General features: G+C 34.8%; 10 protein-coding genes. 3 read left to right on the top strand and 7 right to left on the bottom strand.

The annotated features are described in order from the left end of the window. Positions 1 to 279 precede the first annotated feature (279 nt). On the top strand, positions 280 to 960 hold the full coding sequence (gene ispD / locus TERY_RS02880; protein ID WP_011610447.1) for a 2-C-methyl-D-erythritol 4-phosphate cytidylyltransferase: 681 nt from the start codon (positions 280 to 282) through the stop codon (positions 958 to 960). A gap of 895 nt (positions 961 to 1,855) precedes the next feature. On the opposite strand, the gene TERY_RS02875 is transcribed toward ispD, so the two are convergent. Continuing rightward, positions 1,856 to 3,052 (bottom strand): response regulator, encoded by a 1,197-nt coding sequence (locus TERY_RS02875; RefSeq protein WP_011610446.1) that lies wholly within the window; start codon positions 3,050 to 3,052, stop codon positions 1,856 to 1,858. A 197-nt stretch (positions 3,053 to 3,249) separates the two neighbouring features. Between TERY_RS02875 and TERY_RS24680 the strand changes: the two genes are divergently transcribed. Next, positions 3,250 to 6,162 carry a CHAT domain-containing protein gene (locus TERY_RS24680; RefSeq protein ID WP_155994273.1) on the top strand — a complete coding sequence of 971 codons (2,913 nt, stop codon included), beginning with the start codon at positions 3,250 to 3,252 and terminating at the stop codon, positions 6,160 to 6,162. Positions 6,163 to 6,630: 468 nt separating this feature from the next. Here TERY_RS24680 and TERY_RS02865 read toward each other — a convergent pair whose 3' ends face one another. The 4 genes from TERY_RS02865 to TERY_RS02845 form a co-directional block, all read right to left on the bottom strand. After that, positions 6,631 to 7,179, bottom strand: coding sequence for a hypothetical protein (locus TERY_RS02865; protein WP_155994271.1), 549 nt, complete (start codon positions 7,177 to 7,179; stop codon positions 6,631 to 6,633). 731 nt (positions 7,180 to 7,910) lie between these two features. Then, a complete protein-coding gene (locus TERY_RS02860) occupies positions 7,911 to 8,135 on the bottom strand; it encodes a hypothetical protein (RefSeq protein WP_011610443.1) in 225 nt (74 codons plus the stop codon). A 1,979-nt stretch (positions 8,136 to 10,114) separates the two neighbouring features. After that, on the bottom strand, positions 10,115 to 11,008 hold the full coding sequence (locus TERY_RS02850; protein ID WP_011610442.1) for an alpha/beta fold hydrolase: 894 nt from the start codon (positions 11,006 to 11,008) through the stop codon (positions 10,115 to 10,117). 533 nt (positions 11,009 to 11,541) lie between these two features. Beyond that, positions 11,542 to 11,937, bottom strand: a complete 396-nt coding sequence (locus TERY_RS02845) for a hypothetical protein (protein ID WP_370496509.1) — start codon at positions 11,935 to 11,937, stop codon at positions 11,542 to 11,544. Between the two features lie 1,273 nt (positions 11,938 to 13,210). On the opposite strand from TERY_RS02845, the gene TERY_RS02840 reads away from it, so the two are divergent. Beyond that, positions 13,211 to 14,416, top strand: a complete 1,206-nt coding sequence (locus TERY_RS02840) for a ferrochelatase (protein ID WP_011610440.1) — start codon at positions 13,211 to 13,213, stop codon at positions 14,414 to 14,416. Between the two features lie 469 nt (positions 14,417 to 14,885). Here TERY_RS02840 and TERY_RS24675 read toward each other — a convergent pair whose 3' ends face one another. Both TERY_RS24675 and TERY_RS02830 read right to left on the bottom strand, forming a co-directional pair. After that, positions 14,886 to 18,242 carry a Calx-beta domain-containing protein gene (locus TERY_RS24675; RefSeq protein ID WP_011610439.1) on the bottom strand — a complete coding sequence of 1,119 codons (3,357 nt, stop codon included), beginning with the start codon at positions 18,240 to 18,242 and terminating at the stop codon, positions 14,886 to 14,888. Positions 18,243 to 18,706: 464 nt separating this feature from the next. After that, complete coding sequence (locus TERY_RS02830; protein ID WP_011610438.1) at positions 18,707 to 20,608, bottom strand: hypothetical protein; 1,902 nt, start codon at positions 20,606 to 20,608, stop codon at positions 18,707 to 18,709. Positions 20,609 to 20,913: the final 305 nt, after the last annotated feature.

Genomic DNA, 20,913 nt, shown 5'->3' with positions numbered 1-20,913 from the left:
AAATCAGTCTCTCAACAAACCTTGATGACTTTAGAGGTACATAAGTTTTGATAAACTACATAGCTAGATTTGATGATTTATTCTAAGGTTAGCTTTTATACTCACACTATCCATCTCCTTCAAATGATCATACAATTTAAATTCAATGATGGGGGTAAGAATAGGAGATAAGGAGATAGAGGAATAAGGAAATTTACCAAAATTTGCAAATTTTTCAGTGTCAGAGTTTTGTTAAACTCTAATTAAATATCTGGTTTAATATGATTGCTTGAGGAAAAAATGAATCTATTAATTCCTGCTGCTGGTATAGGGCGACGCATGGGAGGTTCCCGAAATAAGCTTTTGTTAACTCTATTGGGCAAGTCTTTATTGAGTTGGACTCTTGAAGCTGCGGTAAAATCTGATCATATCACTTGGATTGGTATTATTGGACAACCTATTGATTTTCCTGATTTTCAAAAAAATATTTCAGATTTATCTACTGACAAGCACATAGAGCTAATTGAGGGTGGAGCTACTCGTCAGGAGTCGGTTTATAATGGTTTACAGGCTTTACCATCCGCAGCAGAACGAGTTTTAATTCACGATGGGGCTAGGTGTTTAGCTACTCCTGAACTGTTGGACAGATGTGCGGTGGAGATTCTCAAATGCCCTGGTATAATTGCTTCTGTGCCAGTTAAAGACACAATTAAGGTTGTTGACCCTTCAGGTATAATTCAGGATACACCAAATCGTCGCAATTTATGGGCTGCTCAAACACCCCAAGGATTTGATGTTAAGCTGTTGAAAGAATGCCATAAAAAGGGGCAAATTTTAGGTTGGGAAGTTACTGATGATGCTGCTTTATTTGAAAAATGTGGTTTACCTGTAAAAATTTTGGAGGGAGAGGAAACTAATTTAAAGGTGACAACTCCTCTAGATTTAAAAATAGCAGAATTTATTTTGCTTAAAGCCTTATAGGAAGTATTAATATAATGTCCTCTTCAATAATTATAAATAAATTTTTATTTTCAGGAGTTAGAAGTTCACAGGAGAACAAAAGCCAACCATAACCATAATTTTTTTGTATTGAAGTTGGATGTACTAGATATAATTGTTACTAATAATCAGGTAATAAGTAAATTTATGCAACTTTAGTACTTGACCAAGAAACTGAAATTTTTGCCAGCCGTTCAGAAATATCCTTGTGGTTATTTGGCTCATTAGTTTTAATTTATCCTGTTTTTATTTAATAGCCTACTTTCTTTTATTATTTACTTTATTTAACCTATTATTTCTCTTTTGTCAAAAACCTTTTTAAGTATGTTTAATCCTCACTTCATATTCAAAATTTTCCAATTGATTATATTTTTAATAGTGATTGAGAAGGGTTTATAAAAATCGTAATTTATAAGATAATTCTGCCTGATAATTGATGATTTTTTTGAGTTATTTTGGGATGTTTTGCTGTCTAATAATAAGTATAATAAATATTGGATAAAAAGTAGCTACAGATTCTTTTTATGAATTAGAAGTTAGTAGTAAAATAGAAATAAATTTGATGCAATTTATATACTTAATAATTTATCTGATTACTATAATATATATTTCTTGAAAGTGTTTTTATTGTCTGATGTACTTATCAAATACATTGTTTTTTTATTTGTTTTTTATCGATTAAGGTGCTTCATATTAGACCAAAACTACAGAAATAATAAATGAATTATGAGAAGATAACATAGTTCATTTTTACTCTGGTATAAGGTTGTTATTTCACTATTTCTGCAGAATTACTTTATTATAATTTGGAAATATTAGATAAGCTTTTTAATTTTTCAGCAATTACTAAAAAAATTATTAGTTGAATTGTATTAAATTATAAATCTGATTCATCAGATTTAATTTGAGTATCAGGAGAGCGAGGATTTTGTAAATAATTCTTGACTAAAGCTAAAACTTTTTTCGGTTCAATAGGTTTAGTCAAATACCCTGTAGCCCCTACCATTTTCGCTCGAACTCGGTCTACAACTCCATCACTCCCAGTTAATATAATTATTGGTGTATTCTCAAACATAGGCACTCTTCGCAGTTGAGTACAAATTTCATAACCATTGGCAATTGGCATCATTAAATCTAAGAAAATTAGATCCGGTTTAGATTCAATAATCATAAATAATGCTTTAATAGAATCTTGAATTCCCATAAATTTATAACCCGTTTTTTTAATTATTTTCTCTAAGATATAACAAGTTTCTTTACTATCATCTACACAAATAATTAATGCTTGAGATTGCTTGGGTATTGTTTTTTTATGCACATCTTGAGTACTTCTCTCTAGATTTTTTTTGTCTGCTCCTTCTTTGAAGTGAATTAATTTATTCTTAACATAAGGAATTAAAAACAAAGTTAGCTCCCGCACATCTTTTTTGAACAAGACAGCAGTTTCTCGCAGTGATTTTTTGCCATCAACTAACTTAGTAATTGTCTTATAAGTGTTATTTTTGGCTATTTTTTGTAACTTTTCATAGTTGATAATTGTAGGAATTAAGTTAGGAGAATATGCAGCTAAATTAGAATTTTGCCAATTTTTCCACAACTTATTAACTCGAGAAATAACAGTTTCTAATCTAACAATTGAAGAAATTATGGTCGAAGTTTTGTCGAATCCAGAATTGGATACATCGTATGTTAATTTTTCTTGTGATTCCTCCTGTAAAATATCAAATAAAACTTCTTCTAAGTTTCCCAATACTACTGCTTTTATTTGAGGGATAGTTAATATTTTTCGCCTCGATAAAACAGACATGATATGATAGTAATCACAGAAAAGAGTATCTTGTTTTCCTAATTTAATCTTTTCTAGAGGAACATTTGAACAAAATTGATGCCATATTTTGTAAAATCTCCGATTATAATGTTTGCCACCTATTGCCCAAGCTAGATGACCGATACACAAAAATATTGTCCAACTTTGGCGAGAACTTTTTACTTCTAACTTTCCTGTAAATTTATCGGGTATGTCATTGAGAAACACATCAAAAAGTTTATTGTTGCTATTTTCATAACTGGTCATTTTCTTGATAATGATTGTATATATTGTTAGAAATTGGAGAGAAAAAAAATTAAAAAATATACAAATATATTTATAGTGTATATTTGTGGTGATTTTTGCATTTACTTTATTTTAACTCCTTTCTTAAGGGCATAGTATTTGAAATAATTGTTTTATCTCAAACCCATCACTTGTTTTGAATAAGGAGGTCTTTCACGGTGAAAAATTTATATCTTTACTATAGCTATTTGACTGTTATGGTGATGACAATTTCGGCCATACCTAGCATTGTAATTATTCCCCATGTCTTGGCCCAAACTCCTGCCCTAGAGACGGAAAATTCCCAGGAATCATCTGCCTCTAAGGCCAAGGGAGATAAGTTGTTCAAAACAGGTGTAGAACAATTTCGGAAAGGAATATTTGATGAAGCTCTGGAAAACTACGAACAAGTTTTAAATATTCGTAAAGAATTAGGAGACCTTGGGGGAATAGGCCAAGTTCTTAACAATATTGGGGATGTATATATTAACCAAAGAAAATATTCAGAAGCAATGGGTGTTTTGCAAGAAGCTTTAGCTATTCACCGAAAGATAAATGATCGTCCTAGTGTGGCAGAAAGTCTAAACCTTATTGGTTTTGTTTATCAGAAACAAGGTGAGCTTTCTCAAGCAATAAGTTTACATCAAGAAGCTTTGGAGATTTCTCAAGGGGCTAGCGATCGCTCTATGGAAGGAGAGTCATTACATAATATTGCTGTAGTTAAAGCAAGTCAGAGACAGTTTGACCAAGCACTGCAATTTTACTTAGAAGCACTTGCTATCCGAGAAGAAGTGGGCGATCCTCGAAATCTTGGCCGAACCCTTAATAATATAGGAGTAGTTTACTTCAACCAAGGTAATTATGACAAAGCTTTGGAAAAATATCAAAAAGCTTTAAGTGCACGGCGAGAAATTAATGATAGTGCTGGAATTGGCAGGTTATTAAATAATATCGGTTTTGTCTATAGGGAAAAGGGTGAAAATTCTGAAGCTCTCAAATATTTCCGGCAAGCAGTTGCTATGTTAAAAACTGTTGGTGACCAAATAAGTGTAGGACGAATTTATGGTTTCATGGGCATGCTTTATCAAAAAGAAGGAGAGGAAACTAAGGCTTTAGAAGCTTATGAAAAAAGTTTAGAAGCTACTAAAATTGCTGGGGATGGTGTTGGACAATTAAAAGCTTTAAATTATTTGGGTGATACTTATTATGAAATGGGAGAAAATACTAAAGCAAAGTCAACTTATGAAGCGGCTTTAGTACTTTACCAAGAAGCAGAAGACTCCCCTGGTCAAGGTAAAAGTATGATTGGTTTGGGAAAGGTTTATAACCGTTTAGGAGAAAATCAGAAAGCCAAAGAAATTTTACTAAAATCTTTATCTATTAATCAGACAGCAGGAGAAAAGTCGGTTGTTGCTGATAATATGAATGGTTTGGGAGAGGTTTATTATAGTTCTGGGGATTATTCTATTTCTCTAAATTATTATATGCTTGCTTTAAAGAATTTACCTGATAAAAATGATAAAAATGCTGTTTCTATAGCTTATCACGGAATAGGAGATTCTTTCTTGAAGCTTAAACAATATCCTCAAGCTTTAGAAAATTTAGAGAAAGCATTAGCTAGATATCAAGAAGTTGGAAATACTGCTAAAGTTGGTCGCATTTATGAACATTTAGGTACAATATTAGTGGCTCAAGAAAAACCTGAATTGGCAGTAGTTTTCTATAAACAAGCTATTAATATTTATCGGACTATAGGGAGTCAGGAATATCAGAAAGGTTTCTGGGAAAATTCAAAAGAAATTTACAGTAATTTAGTAGGTTTACTATTACAACAAGAACGTATTTTTGAAGCTCAACAAGTTTTAGATTTGCTGAGGCTGCAAGAATTAGATAATTATTTCGGAAATGTGAAGGGTAATGAAGTAAGGGCGAAAAAAATAAAGTTGCTAAGTGTAGAAGAAAAAATTCTGGCTCAGAAAAGCAAAAGTGTTTTAGAACTGGAAATTGATCAAAATGATCTTAAGGCAAATTTTTCACAGTTTCAAAGTCTGCAGTTTAAATTGGAAAAGTTACCTGGAGCAGCATTATTTTATCCTTTGATTTTGCCAGATAAGTTAGAATTGGTATTAATTACGGCAGATGGAAAAACGGTACATGAAACTGTAGAGGTAAAAGGGAAAGAAGTTGAACGAGCGATCGCTGATTTTCGCCGCACAATTTCTAATCCTATTGTCAATGTTAAAAAATCTTCTGAAAAACTCTATAATTGGTTGATAAAACCAATAGAAAATGAGTTGACTAAAGCTAAAATTAATACAATTATTTATGTGCCGGATAAGCAACTACGTTATCTACCTTTAGCTGCACTTTATGATGGAGAACAATGGTTAGTAGAAAGATTTATTATTAATAATATTATTGCAGCTAGTCTGACAAGTTTTGAGACTCAACCTCAAAATCAACTTCGTGTATTAGCAGCTGCTTTAACAGAAGGTGAATATAAGGTTCGGCTCGGATCTCGCGAAGTTTCTTTGAGACCAACAACAGGAAAATTAGTCGAAAATTTAGTTGAAATAATTCCTGGTAGTCGTCAGTTTATTAATAGTGAGTTTAGTTCACAAGCAATAGTTAATAATATTAAAGATTACAATGTTTTGCATTTAGATACTCCTGTGGCATTGTTAACAAAAAAAGAAGGAAGTGGCAAACCGGAAGACTCTTTTATCTTGTTTGGAGATGGTGATCGTATTACTCTATCAAATATGGAAAATTGGTCATTACCAAATGTGGATTTAGTAGTATTAAGTGCTGCTGAAACTAATATTAGTGGGCGTATGGGTAATGGGGAAGAAATAATTGGTTTTGGTTATCAAATGCAAAATGCAGGAGTAGAAACAATAATAGCTTCTTTGTGGCGAGTTAACGATGATTCGGATAATTTAATGAATACTTTTTACACAGTTTTACAAGAAGGAAAAAGCAAAGCAGAAGCATTACGCAAAGCTCAAATAAGTATGATTACTGGAAATGATCAAGAAGATAGTAATCCTTACTACTGGGCCTCATTTATTTTGATAGGAAATGGACTTTAAGGGTTTATAGTTTCTACTAATTATGTTATATTTTAATGTGTCAAAGTATTTAGAGATTGGTGCCCCGGGAATTATTAATAGAGTTAATCTATAGCTAATTTTAACTATAGTAATTCCTTCATAGGTTGTGATAATTGAAAAACTAGAAATAAACTCCCAAACTCTTGCCCATTGAACATTACCCTATAACCCTCATCCCCAAAAGCGACAAGGTTTTGGACACAAATAAAATAGAATAGAATTGCTATAGGGATGTATTAATCAAATTGCTTTTTTAGAGAGGTTTCATCAAATCTCCCTTTCTCTTTTTTGGAGTCTGGCACTCAAATAAAAAAGATTATGTATAGCAGTCGCAAGAATGGATAGTCTGTCTTGCAAGTTTAATTTCTGATACTGAAACTGTTGTATAATCAAAGGATTATATATATATTTATCAGCTAGCTCTAAGTTATTTCGTATTACATAATATCAACTTAAATCAGTCCATTTTTTAGGAAATCTTTGGCGGGAAAATACAAGATTAGCTTTTTGATAATGTTCAAGAGATTTTATCAAATTATGAGCCGGAACTCCATAGCAACGACTTTGATAAATTATAGTTAGATTATTATGAACTATTGCCCATTGTTTAGGAAATTTATCTAAATAATAGACTTCCAAAGCTAGCTCGCAGCAAGCTAAAGCAATTTCTAAGTTAACATCAGAATCTCCCTCAGGTAGTGCCCAAATAATCCCAGCAAAATTTACTAATGTATTGGCAATGATAGTTGCTCTATTTTGAGAGATATTGGGAAAAGTTTGCCTTGCCCACTTGCGTAAAATGTATATAAAATGGGGTTCTAATAAATCAAGATTTTCGGCAATTAGAGGATAAACAGTTTGAGGATCACCTTGAGAGTTACTCGTTAATTCTAATGCCTCTAGTAAAAATGGTAAAGTTTCATCAATGGGTATAGTTGGAGAGGGAGTAAAAATTTTATCTTCTAACCAAGAAAGAAAATTTTGATTATATGACAATTTTTTCTCTAAAATGTTGTCAATAAAAAAATATGCTTGCATATTGTGCATAGATTTTATATAAATTTTATTTGATTTTGCCCTTAATGGTTGCTATTTGAAATTGTAAATTGATAATTTTTTACTTTGGTAAGCATTTCCATTGTTAGTCGGTTAATATTCTATTTTCCTATGATATAATTTAAAACTCCGGATTCTTTGATATTATTTCTATAAAAGTATTTAATTTTTTTTATTCTTGATTTATTCTCTACTCGTTTATTCCGGTAGTCTTGTATATGTAGTAAATTAATTGTGCTCAGGTGATATCCGGATATAAAAGCAGGCTTATCCCATTCCCTAACAGGACATTGAGTAAAGGCTGTAACTTGAAAAAATACCTTCTCACATTTGGCGAACTTGGTATTATTTATGATTATAATGAAACGTTTGCAGAGTAAGCATTGCAGCTATTTGAGATTTAAGATTTTTGATACCGAAAACGGCACCAAACCATGATTAACAAGGGAAATACCAAGGGAAATAAAAATAGCTAAAACCTATTATGTATGTCAGAAAAACGGTTAATTCAAGGTAAAAACACTGAAAGGGTGACAAGACGCCTAAAAACCTAGTAAGTGGTAGGTGTCAGTTTTCAGGTGGGGTGGTGGTACGGTTTAATTTCTACGAAAATTTATTACTGCTTTTATTTATTCAATTACTAGGCATTGTACAAAAAGTCAAGTCAGGATTCAGGTCACTAAACTAATTATAGTGGCTTCATCGGAAAAATAACAATTTTTTGCACTATGTATAGCGGTAATGCCTGGATCCGGAAAGTATTGAATTGTCATCATTCCCAGAAAGCTGATGACCTCTGGTCGGTCTTTAACTTTCTGTGGTAAATCCTCAGTTCTAAGTTTCAGTAGTTTTTTTTCTTGCTTACGAGTGAGAAAAATCCGGAAACGAGGGCCCATCAAAAAATTACCTTGGTGTTTATAGAGTACCCAAGGAGAATAGCAAGTTAAAAAGTTTGTGGGATAAGCTTTTAAGTCTAAATCACTTCCGAAAAAAAATTAGGGTGAATTTGCCTTGGCGGAACCTATCTGAAACAATATTCCTGAGATATGTATAAAAGAATATTGTTTTAGATCCTCGATACTTTCCTGATTGAAATTATCCCTTGTATATGCAGTCCATATGGGTCTTTTTGCCTCTTCAGTATCTGCATTAATATCAATGAACTTATCCTCTTTGTCTACAAAGTGTAGATCGCAATGTACCAAGCTTGCTCCGGTTTGATCGAGAGCATAATTACTCTTTTGAGTCTAAGCTATGGCTCCATTTGCTGTAATGGCGGGCTATAACACAATTATTAGCATCAACACAGTTGTCATCAAAAAAGCTGGCAAGCTTCTGCAGAAAGTTCGTTTCACTATTTTTTTTTACTCCTTTTTTTTACTCCTTTGCTTGTGTTGCAGTTTAGAGAATTACTAGAAATAAGCCAGGAATGGATTTTTATTGCAGTAAAACCAATCACAATAAAAGCAACAAAACCATTCCTGACTGGCATAAGTGTGAAGTAGCCTGACTGTTACTAGATAAACTATATCCTCAAGTGTTCCCTGAAGTTTTGTCTAAGAAACTCGTTTTTAGAACTTCATAGTTCAACTTCCACTAGATAAACGATCAGGTGTAATTGAGGCTATGCTGCTAAATGAGTAGAGTTTCAAATCGCCCTTACTGGATAGGTAATCTCAAGACCATAGTTGCAAATCATATTCGCTCTCATAGGATGCAGTTCCCGTGCCTAAGTCCTGATTATTGGAACTCATGGCAATATCAATACTAGCTTTGATAAAGGGTTTATAAGCATCTAATGTTATAGGTTCAACTATGTCTAGTGATCCCTGTTTGTATCAAGTAAGCAAGACAAGAGCAGGCCAGAAAATCCTAAGTCAGCTCAAGCTATTTTAAGGTAAATACACCTGATCAATATATATTATCAACAGATACTAATATAAGTTGAATTTTGCCTAATAGCAATCTATAAAATTAATAGATTTCTAATATTAATTTTGGAACCAAATATTAACTTTTATATTAGATTTATATTAGATTTATTAGGACTTAGGCAGGTATTCTATATATAATGTACCGTTATCTTGAATTGTAAATACTATAACTAATTGTTTTTCGGATATATTTGGACTTTAGACAAAAAGAAAATGTAGTTAGCATAAATATTACGCTAACTACATTACCTAAGTGGTTTATATTAGTCACTTCTATTGATATTTTTTACTCTTGTTTATTCTCCACCTTGTTATCTACAATAACAGCTTGAGGTTTTTTTTTATTGAGTCTAAATACTTACTCAAGTTTTTACTTCTTTAAATACTATATTTTATCGTATCTACTTAGAAAATGTCAATCTACATAAAGATGTATGAATATCTGCGGAATGTCGGTGTTAAATTAATATCTAAAATTAGATGGAATTACCCTTTTAAAAGACGGGGGTTTTGTCCTGAAACTTGAGCCAATTAAACTATGAGTAATTAGGAGGTTCATTGATGTCAACTGGAAACTCTGGTATTTATTTGCATTCTATGATTATCACACACATTTCTCAGGCTAAAGTCAAAACTATCTTAGAGCTCGGAGCTAGTGATGCATTGACTCAATGACACTAGATCCTGCTTATGATGCTCCAGTTTATGGCTTTGAATGTCACCCAGATCCATTAGTCCTGTGTTTTGAAAACATAAAAAATTAGCCGGATATTTAATTAATCCCAAAAGCCTTTTGGAATCAAACGAACAGTTAGAAATTGAAATAAATTAACCTGAGAAAAGCATTTGATTCTAGCTCATTAATGAGGCTTGATATTTGTTCCTTTATGTCTTCTAGGTTATATCCTTTGCCTGACTCAGTTTGACTCTTAAATTTTAATTTATGCTACAAAATTTAGGACTTTTTGTAGATATTTTTCTCGATCTTCTAGCATAGGAAAATGAGCTGTATTTTCCATCACAATAAATTCTATATTTTCATTTAGTTTTGCTGCTTGCCTACCCATCTCTAAGGGAATTATCTGATCATATTCACCACAAATTAATAGAACTGGTACTGTTAATTTTTTAAATTCTTCTGGTAGCCATTCTGCTGCTTTTTTACTTACGGAAGTTAAAACTGTGCCATAGGCAGCATCAAAATCTGCTAAGAGAAAATCTTCTAAAAAAATATTACACATACTATTAGGCAGAGGTTTATGGAAAAATCTTGCCATAAAAATACGACCCATAAAAGGAATTTTAACTAACCATTTAGGGCGAAACATCACTACATAACGGCTAAATTTATGAAAGGCAGAAAAGCTTTTTTCGTCATATTCAAAAACACCACTACAGGTGAAAATTGCTTTTTCTAATCTCTCTGGATACATATTCAAAAATATAATAGCAATAGATGCTCCAGTTGAATGAGCAGTAATATAAACTTGATCTAAATTTAAAGCATTTAACAAAACTTTTAAATCTTCGGCATAAGTTACTAAGTCATAGTCATTAATAAGATTTTTTGTAGTTGAAGAAATCCTTTTTTCTCCTGTAGATTTATCTTTAGGTAAAGAAGTACGACCAAATCCTCTTAAGTCGTAAATTAGACAATCAAATTTATGGGAAAGTTCTTTCGCTGTGCTTTCCCAATATCTACCAGAACCTCCCCATCCGTGCAAAAATACCATTACTGGTTTTGATTTTTCTCTAGAGTTTGATGTCTTGATCCACTCATAGTAATGTTCAACACCGTTGATATTTATATAAGATGTTTTTTCTCCTATTTTCACTCTAACTAGCTCCTGATTTTTGATGATTTTTTTTTAATTTATAGATTATATAACAAAGTGAATTGCTATTACTCTGATTAAAATAATTACGCCTAATACTTTACTTTTTTATACTATTTATTAAAAAGTTTTTAGCTCGTATTAATAGCTGGGGACTTATCCCTACTTCTCTTAACAAGGGGACTAGGGGAGTAGGATATTAGTAAAGGTAAGTAATGTGTCTAATTCCTTACTTTTTTTTAATATTTATCAAAAACTTTTTAACCCCTATCAATAACCTGGGAGTAACCTCTAACCTTGACCAGGAGAGGAAGTAGTAAATATTTATAAAATTCACATTCACTTAACTATTGAAGAGCAATAAGGTTATTCTAATTATATTAATTACTTATTATATTAATTACTTAATAACTGAAGCCCTATCTAAATTTAGTATTAATATATGGGAATTAGTATATTCTGAATTTTTTGGGCAGGGTTGTTGAAAATTATCTCTATCAAAATAACTTTTGCAAAACCCTAAGTTTATTACTTTAAATACTGCTTAATTCTTCATGGTTTTCTAATATTTTTATGATAAATTCTTTGGCTGTTGCAGGTGTTGCTGTTTTGACTTCCATAATGTTTTGATGTAGCCACCAACCTCTAGTTGTTTGGGGCGATCGCCATATTTCTAAATGTTCTACAGATGGATAGGCATAAAAGTTTTCGTCCCCACTACTGAAAATTCCCCAACTCCAATGGGTGAAATGGTCGTGACTGACTTTATAGATGGGAAAATTTCCCTTGACAGGCATTCCCCATCCATCAATAGCTATAACAGCTTTTACTTGTCCCCCTCCTAGTTGCCAAGTCCAAGCGGCTCCTGTTGCTCCTACTACTCCTGCACTAAAGGCAATGAATAGTAATGGTGTATTTGTCCTTATCAATTTTGAGCTCCATAAAAATTTTGATATGTCAATGGTAGAGTAGGGGGTATAGTCTTGAGTTGGGCATACTAAGAGCTTTCCAGAATGAGAGAGGTTCTGCCAATTAATAGATAAACCTTCCAAGAATTGATCGGTTAGCTTTGGCTCATGTATTCCTGGGCAAATTACTATGGTCATATCAAAATTGAAAAATTAAAATTGAAAATACTATTTTTGTTCGATTTTAATTATTCTAGTAGACTGACACAGTATTAATTTCAGGAAATTATTTCCCATTACTCAAAAGTTAAAAGTTAAAAGTTAAAAATTAAAAGTTAAAAATTAAAAGTTAAAAGTTAAAAGTTAAAAGTTAAAAGTTAAAGGTTAAAGGTTAAAAGTTAAAAGTTAAAAGTTAAAAGTTAAAAGTTAAAGGTTAAAGGTTAAAAGTTAAAAGTTAAAGGTTAAAAGTTAAAGGTTAAAAGTTAAAAGTTAAAAGCTACAGCGCTTTTTGTTGTTATCAAGTACAGCTACTAAATTATTTTCACTATTTACTCTGTACATCATTTTCCCGAAATATGCTGTAAAAGTTAAAAGTAAAAAGTTATGGATGAAGATTTTATTGACTTAAAACTGTCACACTAAATTAATTTCCGGAAATTATTTCAGCTCTCAAAACTTAAAAATTGTGGATAAATATTTTCTTGGCTTAAAACTGTGGCGCTAAATTACAGCATATTTCAGGTTTATGAGGTACGCCCACGGGTGCAAGATGCCCCCCACAACATCATTTTTCCCACATGAGCTGTAATTTCATGAAATTATCTCAGCTCTCAAAACTCAAAAGTTAAGAGTTAAAAGTTAAGGGTCAATAGATGAAAATTTCATCTGCTCAAAACTGTGAAACTACTGTATGAGAAAACTAGAGGAATTTTCTATCTACAAAAACTGACAAAGGAATATTGCTTTGGTTTCCTACCTTAACCAAAAAAATAAAGGGTGTATAGAGTCATTTTTTTCGAGAGAAACTGACAGAGAAACATAGTAAAATTGTTTCAAAATAAGTAAAATACAATAAAATAAATTTCTAATATTACTTTTTAAGAACCAACTTATATAATTAAAATTTATACTAGATTTTACTAAAGGCAGATTCTAACAAAACTTAAAAACTTTATATAATCTCAATTATTCGAGCACCCATCCCCCCGGTGGGGAATGCTAAACTAACTCAAGAGTCAAATTACTCATGTTCTTTAATTAAGTTAATTAATAAATATAACTAAAGGAGCAAAACGTGGTTACAACCCCAGAAAAAATTGAAAATCGAAAAAATTCTATATCTCCAAACCAAAACAGACAAGACAGAGTCGCAGTATTATTGATGGGATATGGCGAGGTAGAAAGCTATGAAGATTTTGCCAATTATAATGAACAAGCATTAAATTTACTGACCGCTAAGTTTGCTCCTGTTCCTACCTGGATATATCCTCCTTTAGCAAAGTTATTGGCTATTTTTGACCTCCATGAATGGAGTCATCAACATGGTAATTTTATCTCTCCTCATAATGCTATTTTTGAAAGTCAAAGAGCAGGAATTGAAAAAAATCTTCAAGATAAATGGGGCGATCGGGTTAAAGTTTTTAAAGCTTTTAATTTCTGCGCTCCCTACTTACCAGAACAAGTATTAAATCAAATTAAATCTGAAGGTTTTGATAAGTTATTGATTTATCCTTTGTTAGTAGTTGATTCTATTTTTACTAGTGGTATTGCTGTTGAACAAGTTAATAAAGCATTGGTAAAATTAGCAGATAAAAATGAACATTGGATTAAAGGTCAACGTTATATTCCTTCTTTTTATAATGAACCTGATTATATTAATTTAATGGCAAAAATGGTAGAAGAACAGATTGCTAATGATTTAGCGGTTGCTCATTTACCATCTCAAATTGGTATTGTTTTAACAAATCATGGCTGCCCTCATAAAGCTAAAGGTTTTACTTCTGGAATTGATGAAAGTCAAACACTTTATGAGTTGGTGCGGGAACGTTTAATTAATCGTTTTGCTTTAATTTCTGTGGGTTGGTTAAACCATGATACTCCACTTATTGAATGGACTCAACCAGATGCTAAAACTGCAGCTCAAAATCTGATAGAATTAGGTGCAACAGCTATTATATTTATGCCTATTGGTTTTGCTACGGAAAATCACGAAACCTTATTAGATGTTGAGCATATTATTGAAGGTTTGCGTCGAAAATATCCTGAAGTAACTTATCGGCAAATGCCTTGTGTTAATGACCGCTCAGAATTTTTGCAGATGGCTGGGGAGTGGGCCAATCTTTATATTGAGGAATTATTGAGTGAAAATGCTTTAGCTGTTAACCCTTCTTTGGCCCTAGCACAGGCAAAGTCGACTCATGGTCATAGTCACGATGGAGACCATGGTCATTCTCACGGCGATCATCACCATCATGGTCACCACCACCATCATCATCATTAGATGTGTCTAGAAAAGGTTCTAATTCTCTTATCTTGCTCTTTTTAAGTTGGCATTTTTGGAAAGCTATAAACTTGGAGAAGTTTTTACCAACTAGACAAAACCTCTTTATCCCTGGATGAAAAACTTTTCATCTAGGGTTTATCAATAGGATGGACTTGCTGAAACATTTCACCCACATTCCGCGCTTCAATTTGTTACATGAAAATTAGTATAAAGCCCGTAATTTGGTTCAGTATTTATACTATAAAAATTATCTTCATTTACCAAAAAATTTGGTTTAAAACCTCCTCCTTCTAGAGCAACTTTTTCACTTCTCCTCAATGGGGGAATAAAAGGTGAGGTTTGACTTCTATGCCTGGGGAGGGGATAAAGGCAGAGGTTGACTTTTGACTACCATATAATATCCAAACATTACACAATTTTATTGATCTAAACCTAATTTCTAGGCTAAAATAATTGAGCAACCTAATTAGAATTCAACAATATTAACAATTAACCTATAGTCAGTTGCACCCGCTCCTACAGGAAAAACTTCTAAATAATAAAAACCAGGATCTAAAATAGTTTGAATTTTCTCTTTGGTGATATTGCCCTCCTCGTTTGACTGGTTGAGTAGACTGCCATCATCATCATACAATTTAATTCCTAAGTCTTGAAAGAAGCCATCTACAATAATATTCACTGAACCTTCTTTTTTGACCTCAAAACGATAATGATCTACTGTATTTCGCTGTTGTCCTTCGGAGAAACCAATATCATCAACCTTGGTAATTTGCTCTAGCTCCAGAATTCCTATATCTACAGCATTTTTGAATTCATCTGGTACTGGTTTTTCGTCATCCCGAATAATACCCACTGCTTTTGCATCTGATAACTTACCATTTTTAGCGCCGCTGAGTTTCACCTGAAATTTCTCATCCTTTTCATCAACAGTATCTCCCAAAATAGGAACATTTACTGTCTTTTTCGTCTCCCCTGGTTGGAATTTCAGGACTCCCTTTTTCTTCAAATAATCTTTTCCTGACTTCGCGCTACCGTCAACAGTTTCATAATTAACTTTCACTACTTCACTGCTACTATTATCTAACTTGACCTCAAACTTCATGTTTTTCTCTCCCTGGTTTCCTTCAGTAATTTTGGCATCCCTGATGGATATTTGGGGAGTTATCTGATCTTTGGGAACCCCTTCGTCGTTATCAATAATTCTGCCGACCGCTGTTTTATCTGACAACTTACCATTTCTGGCACCGCTGAGTTTGACTTGAAACTGCTCGTTATTTTCATCAACCCGATCTCCCAAAATGGGAATATTCACTATCTTTTTCCTCTGCCCTGGTTGGAATGTCACCACTCCCCTTTTATTTTGAAAATCTTTTCCTGACTTGGCGCTGCCATCTACTGTGGCGTAATTTACTCTCACTGTTTTCGTGCTCGGGTTGTTGAGCTCGACTTCAAACTTCATCTGTTTCTTACCCCTGTTTCCTTCCGTCACTTTGGCATCCCTGATGGATATTTGGGGTATTGTTTCGTCGTTATCAATAATTCTGCCGACCGCTGTTTTATCTGACAAATTTCCATTTCTGGCACGGCTGAGTTTGACTTGAAACTCCTCGTTATTTTCATCAACCCGATCTCCTAAAATGGGAATGTTCACTATTTTTTTGGTCTGCCCTGGTTGGAATGTCAGGACTCCCCTTTTATTTCGAAAATCTTTTCCTGACTTGGCGCTGCCCTCTTGGGTTCCATAATTTACTCTCACTGTTTTCCCGCTGGGGTTGTTTAATTTGACTTCAAATTCTATGTTTTTCTGACCTCTGTTTCCTTCCGTAATTTTGGCATCGCCGATGGATATTTGGGGAACTGGGTCGTTATCAACGATGGTGCCTGTAGCTCTCCCATCTTTGATGTTGGCATTTTGGGGGCGGCTCAGAGCGACTCGGAATTTTTCCTGGGGTTCGTCTCGGTTATCTCCCAAGATGGGAACTGTGATGTTTTTGTTCGTTTCTCCTGGTCGGAAGGTGAGGGTGCCTTTGGTGAGTTTGTAGTCTTGGTTGACTTGGGCGGTTTGGTTGGCTGTGGTGTAGTTGACTTTGACTGTGGTGGTTGTGGGGTTGTCTAGGGTGACGGTGAATTTGGCGGTTTTATTTGTGTTGCCTTCGGTGACCTTGGTGTCGGAGATGGTGATGTTGGGGATGATGGTTATGGGGGTTTTGTTGATGAGGATGGATACGTTGTTATCCCCCCTGTTCGCCACAGCCAGATCAGGAATGCCGTCTCCATTTAAATCTTCTGCTGCTACTGACAAAGGTTGATCTCCCACCGGAAAATTAGTAGCTGAACCAAAACTACCGTCACCTTTTCCTGATAACACTGATACGTTGTATGACAACCAGTTCGCCACAGCCAGATCAGGAATGCCATCTCCATTTAAATCTTCTGCTGCTACTGAGCTAGGAAAGTCTCCCACCGGAAAATTAGTAGCTGAACCAAAACTACCGTCACCTTTTCCTGATAACACTGATACGTTGTCTGAAGATCTGTTCGCCACAGCCAGATCAGGAATGCCATCTCCATTAAAATCTCCTACTGCTACTGACAAAGGTTGATCTCCCACCGGAAAATTAGTAGCTGAACCAAAACTACCGTCACCTTTTCCTGATAACACTGATACGTTGTCTGACAACCAGTTCGCCACAGCCAGATCAGGAATGCCATCTCCATTTAAATCTTCTGCTGCTACTGACGCAGGTCTGTCTCCCACCGGAAAATTAGTAGCTGAACCAAAACTACCGTCACCTTTTCCTAATAACACTGATACGTTGTCTGACAACCAGTTCGCCACAGCCAGATCAGGAATGCCATCTCCATTAAAATCTCCTACTGCTACTGACTCTGGTCCGTCTCCCACCGGAAAATTAGTAGCTGAACCAAAACTACCGTCACCTTTTCCTGATAACACTGATACGTTGTCTGAGTCAATATTCGCCACAGCCAGATCAGGAATGCCATCTCCATTTAAATCTTCTGCTGCTACTGACGCAGGTCCGTCTCCCACCGGAAAATTAGTAGCTGAACCAAAACTACCGTCACCTTTTCCTAATAACACTGATACGTTGTCTGAACCAACGTTCGCCACAGCCAGATCAGGAATGCCATCTCCATTAAAATCTCCTGCTGCTACTGACCAAGGTCTGTCTCCCACCTTAAAATTACGAGCCTTCTCAAAATCAACCTTTTCACTAGCCTCAACCTCAACCTCAACACCCCCGACCCAAATATCTACCCGATCATCCTGACCCCGAAGCATCATCACCTGAAACTGAGTCAACTCCTCACCCCTCACCAAAGCAGCCAATAACTCACCCTCATCTCCAGGGGAGTCCGACTCAGACAACTGAGAGTCCAAAAAATGCCCCAACTCCTCCAACAGCACATCCACCAAAACCCCATCAGTATCAGGCAATAAAGAATCAGCCAAATAAATTGAACCAGTCAAAGGATCATAGGCACCCACCGCCGGCTCCATATCCGCCGCCGGCAACATAATAACCTCGGGCAAATTTTCCCCAGTCAAAACATCCTTGATCTGCTCCTTTGCCAGCTCCGGGTCCACAGTTTCACCAAAAGCCGTTTTAATATAGTCATCGAACTCCGGGGCCAAGATAAAATCAGCCAATTCGTCACGAACCTCACCCCAGGCACCTTGTATCATCGGGTCTGTAACCTCAGGGTTCGAGTCAGCCCCAGGGAGATAGTGGACACTTGGGAATGGGTCATCCGGAAACTCAGGCTCCGATGAATTATTTTCTTCAAAGGGTTCAGTCATAGTATTAAATTAAATCAGAAAAAAGCTTAACCAACAATCATAGCACTTTTTAATCAACTTGTCAAATTAAAAGTCAAACAATATAATTCAAAAGTCAAAGCTTAGAACTTAGAATTTACGGCAACTTTCTACAGTAGCGGCTTTCTGGCCATTCGTCCTGATTCGGTTTTACTGAGCACGATGTAAGTAGATCAAAAAGTAAAAAATCCGTTAAAAATTAAAAGTAGGGCGCTTCATTCTACCAAAAGCTATCTGATGTTATTCAACCCTATTTACTGAAAAAATGTTTATAGAATAGCTATTCTCTTATTGCTTCTTTTAGGGGAGTCAAAACTTCTACTTTGAAAAGATATATTAAAAATCAGAAAAATCCAGATTATCTATGTTAATTAAGTAGGCATCAAACCTACTTAATTAACTACTTATTCATCTAACGATAAATCCCAGAGAATGGCCTAAACCTTCTAAGAGACTTCTATGAAATCTACAAATTGATCATTCCTATCTTTACGGCGTTTACTATTTGCATCAACCCTTTCCTGCTTGTCTTCTTCTGCAATTTGTTTACGTTGAGTTTCCTCTTGCGTTGCCTTTTCTATAGCTGTATTCAAGCTTTCAAGAATCTCTGCTTTGAAGCCAGCAATTTTGTCAGCTACAGCTTGAACTAGTGCAGCATATTCAGCTTGACGCGTGCTGTCCCATTCAGCAGAATTTTCTAGACGTACCTCGTTGGTTTCCTTGATATCTGCTACTACTTTGTCGTGCCTATCTTTCGTGTCAGCTTTAGTTTGAAGAATCTCTGCTTGGAAAGCAGCAATTTTGTCAGCTACAGTTTGAACTAGTGCAGCATATTCAGCTTGACGTGTCTTGTCCCATTCAGCAGAATTTTCTAGACGTACCTCGTTGGTTTCCTTGATATCTGCTACTACTTTGTCGTGCCTATCTTTCGTGTCAGCTTTAGTTTGAAGAATCTCTGCTTGGAAAGCAGCAATTTTGTCAGCTACAGCTTGAACTAGTGCAGCATATTCAGCTTGACGTGTCTTGTCCCATTCAGCAGAATTTTCTAGACGTACCTCGTTGGTTTCCTTGATATCTGCTACTACTTTGTCGTGCCTATCTTTCGTGTCAGCTTTAGTTTGAAGAATCTCTGCTTGGAAAACAGCAATTTTGTCAGCTACAGCTTGAACTAGTGCAGCATATTCAGCTTGACGTGTCTTGTCCCATTCAGCAGAATTTTCTAGACGTACCTCGTTGGTTTCCTTGATATCTGCTACTACTTTGTCGTGCCTATCTTTCGTGTCAGCTTTAGTTTGAAGAATCTCTGCTTGGAAAGCAGCAATTTTGTCAGCTACAGCTTGAACTAGTGCAGCATATTCAGCTTGACGCGTGCTGTCCCATTCAGCAGAATTTTCTAGACGTACCTCGTTGGTTTCCTTGATATCTGCTACTACTTTGTCGTGCCTATCTTTCGTGTCAGCTTTAGTTTGAAGAATCTCTGCTTGGAAAACAGCAATTTTGTCAGCTACAGCTTGAACTAGTGCAGCATATTCAGCTTGACGTGTCTTGTCCCATTCAGCAGAATTTTCTAGACGTACCTCGTTGGTTTCCTTGATATCTGCTACTACTTTGTCGTGCCTATCTTTCGTGTCAGCTTTAGTTTGAAGAATCTCTGCTTGGAAAACAGCAATTTTGTCAGCTACAGCTTGAACTAGTGCAGCATATTCAGCTTGACGTGTCTTGTCCCATTCAGCAGAATTTTCTAGACGTACCTCGTTGGTTTCCTTGATATCTGCTACTACTTTGTCGTGCCTATCTTTCGTGTCAGCTTTAGTTTGAAGAATCTCTGCTTGGAAAACAGCAATTTTGTCAGCTACAGCTTGAACTAGTGCAGCATATTCAGCTTGACGCGTGCTGTCCCATTCAGCAGAATTTTCTAGACGTACCTCGTTGGTTTCCTTCAGATCTGCTGCTACTTTGTTGCGCCTATTTTCCGTGTCAGCCTGACGTTTGATTGCGTCTTCCTCAGCAATTTGTTGACGTTCAGCTTCGTTTTTCTTTATCTGATCTGTATTGTTTTCATAATCCTTTTTCAACTCACCTCGCCTTTCAGCATCCTTTTCTTCATAACCACCAATTTTTTTTGACATATCTTTACGGCGTTTAGCCTTTCCAGCTTTTCTGTCCACATCGGCTTGTGTTAAACCACGAAGCCTACCCTTTTTAGCCACATTTTTGGCAACTGGATTTTCTTTGACTGTCTTTGTTTGATAGTTGTCACTGCCTTGATCTTGATAGTTTTCACTACTTTGATATTGATAGTTTTGACTACCTTGATCTTGATCGTAATTTTCTGTTTCGTAATTCATAGCTTGTCATGATTTTGATTTAGAACCTTATACTATAATCTTATACTATAAAAAGTAAATAATGATCATTAAATAATTTTAAGAAAATGTTTTAATGGGTAATTTTTAAAATAAAGTAGTAAGTTATATCTGGCATATTTACATTCCAAACCTTCTGACCGTAAGTATTTATCGACAAAAATTATAAATAAGCAAACCCACTTTTATATAAAATAAACTTATAGACTATATATAGTTTTTCTACATTAGTCCTGAATTATAGACCATAAATTTTTCATCCTGAATACTGAAAAACTCAAACTCTA

Origin of the sequence: Trichodesmium erythraeum IMS101 (genome assembly GCF_000014265.1) — a bacterium.
GTDB classification, from domain to species: domain Bacteria; phylum Cyanobacteriota; class Cyanobacteriia; order Cyanobacteriales; family Microcoleaceae; genus Trichodesmium; species Trichodesmium erythraeum.
This window is presented reverse-complemented; position numbering and strand designations above follow the sequence as displayed.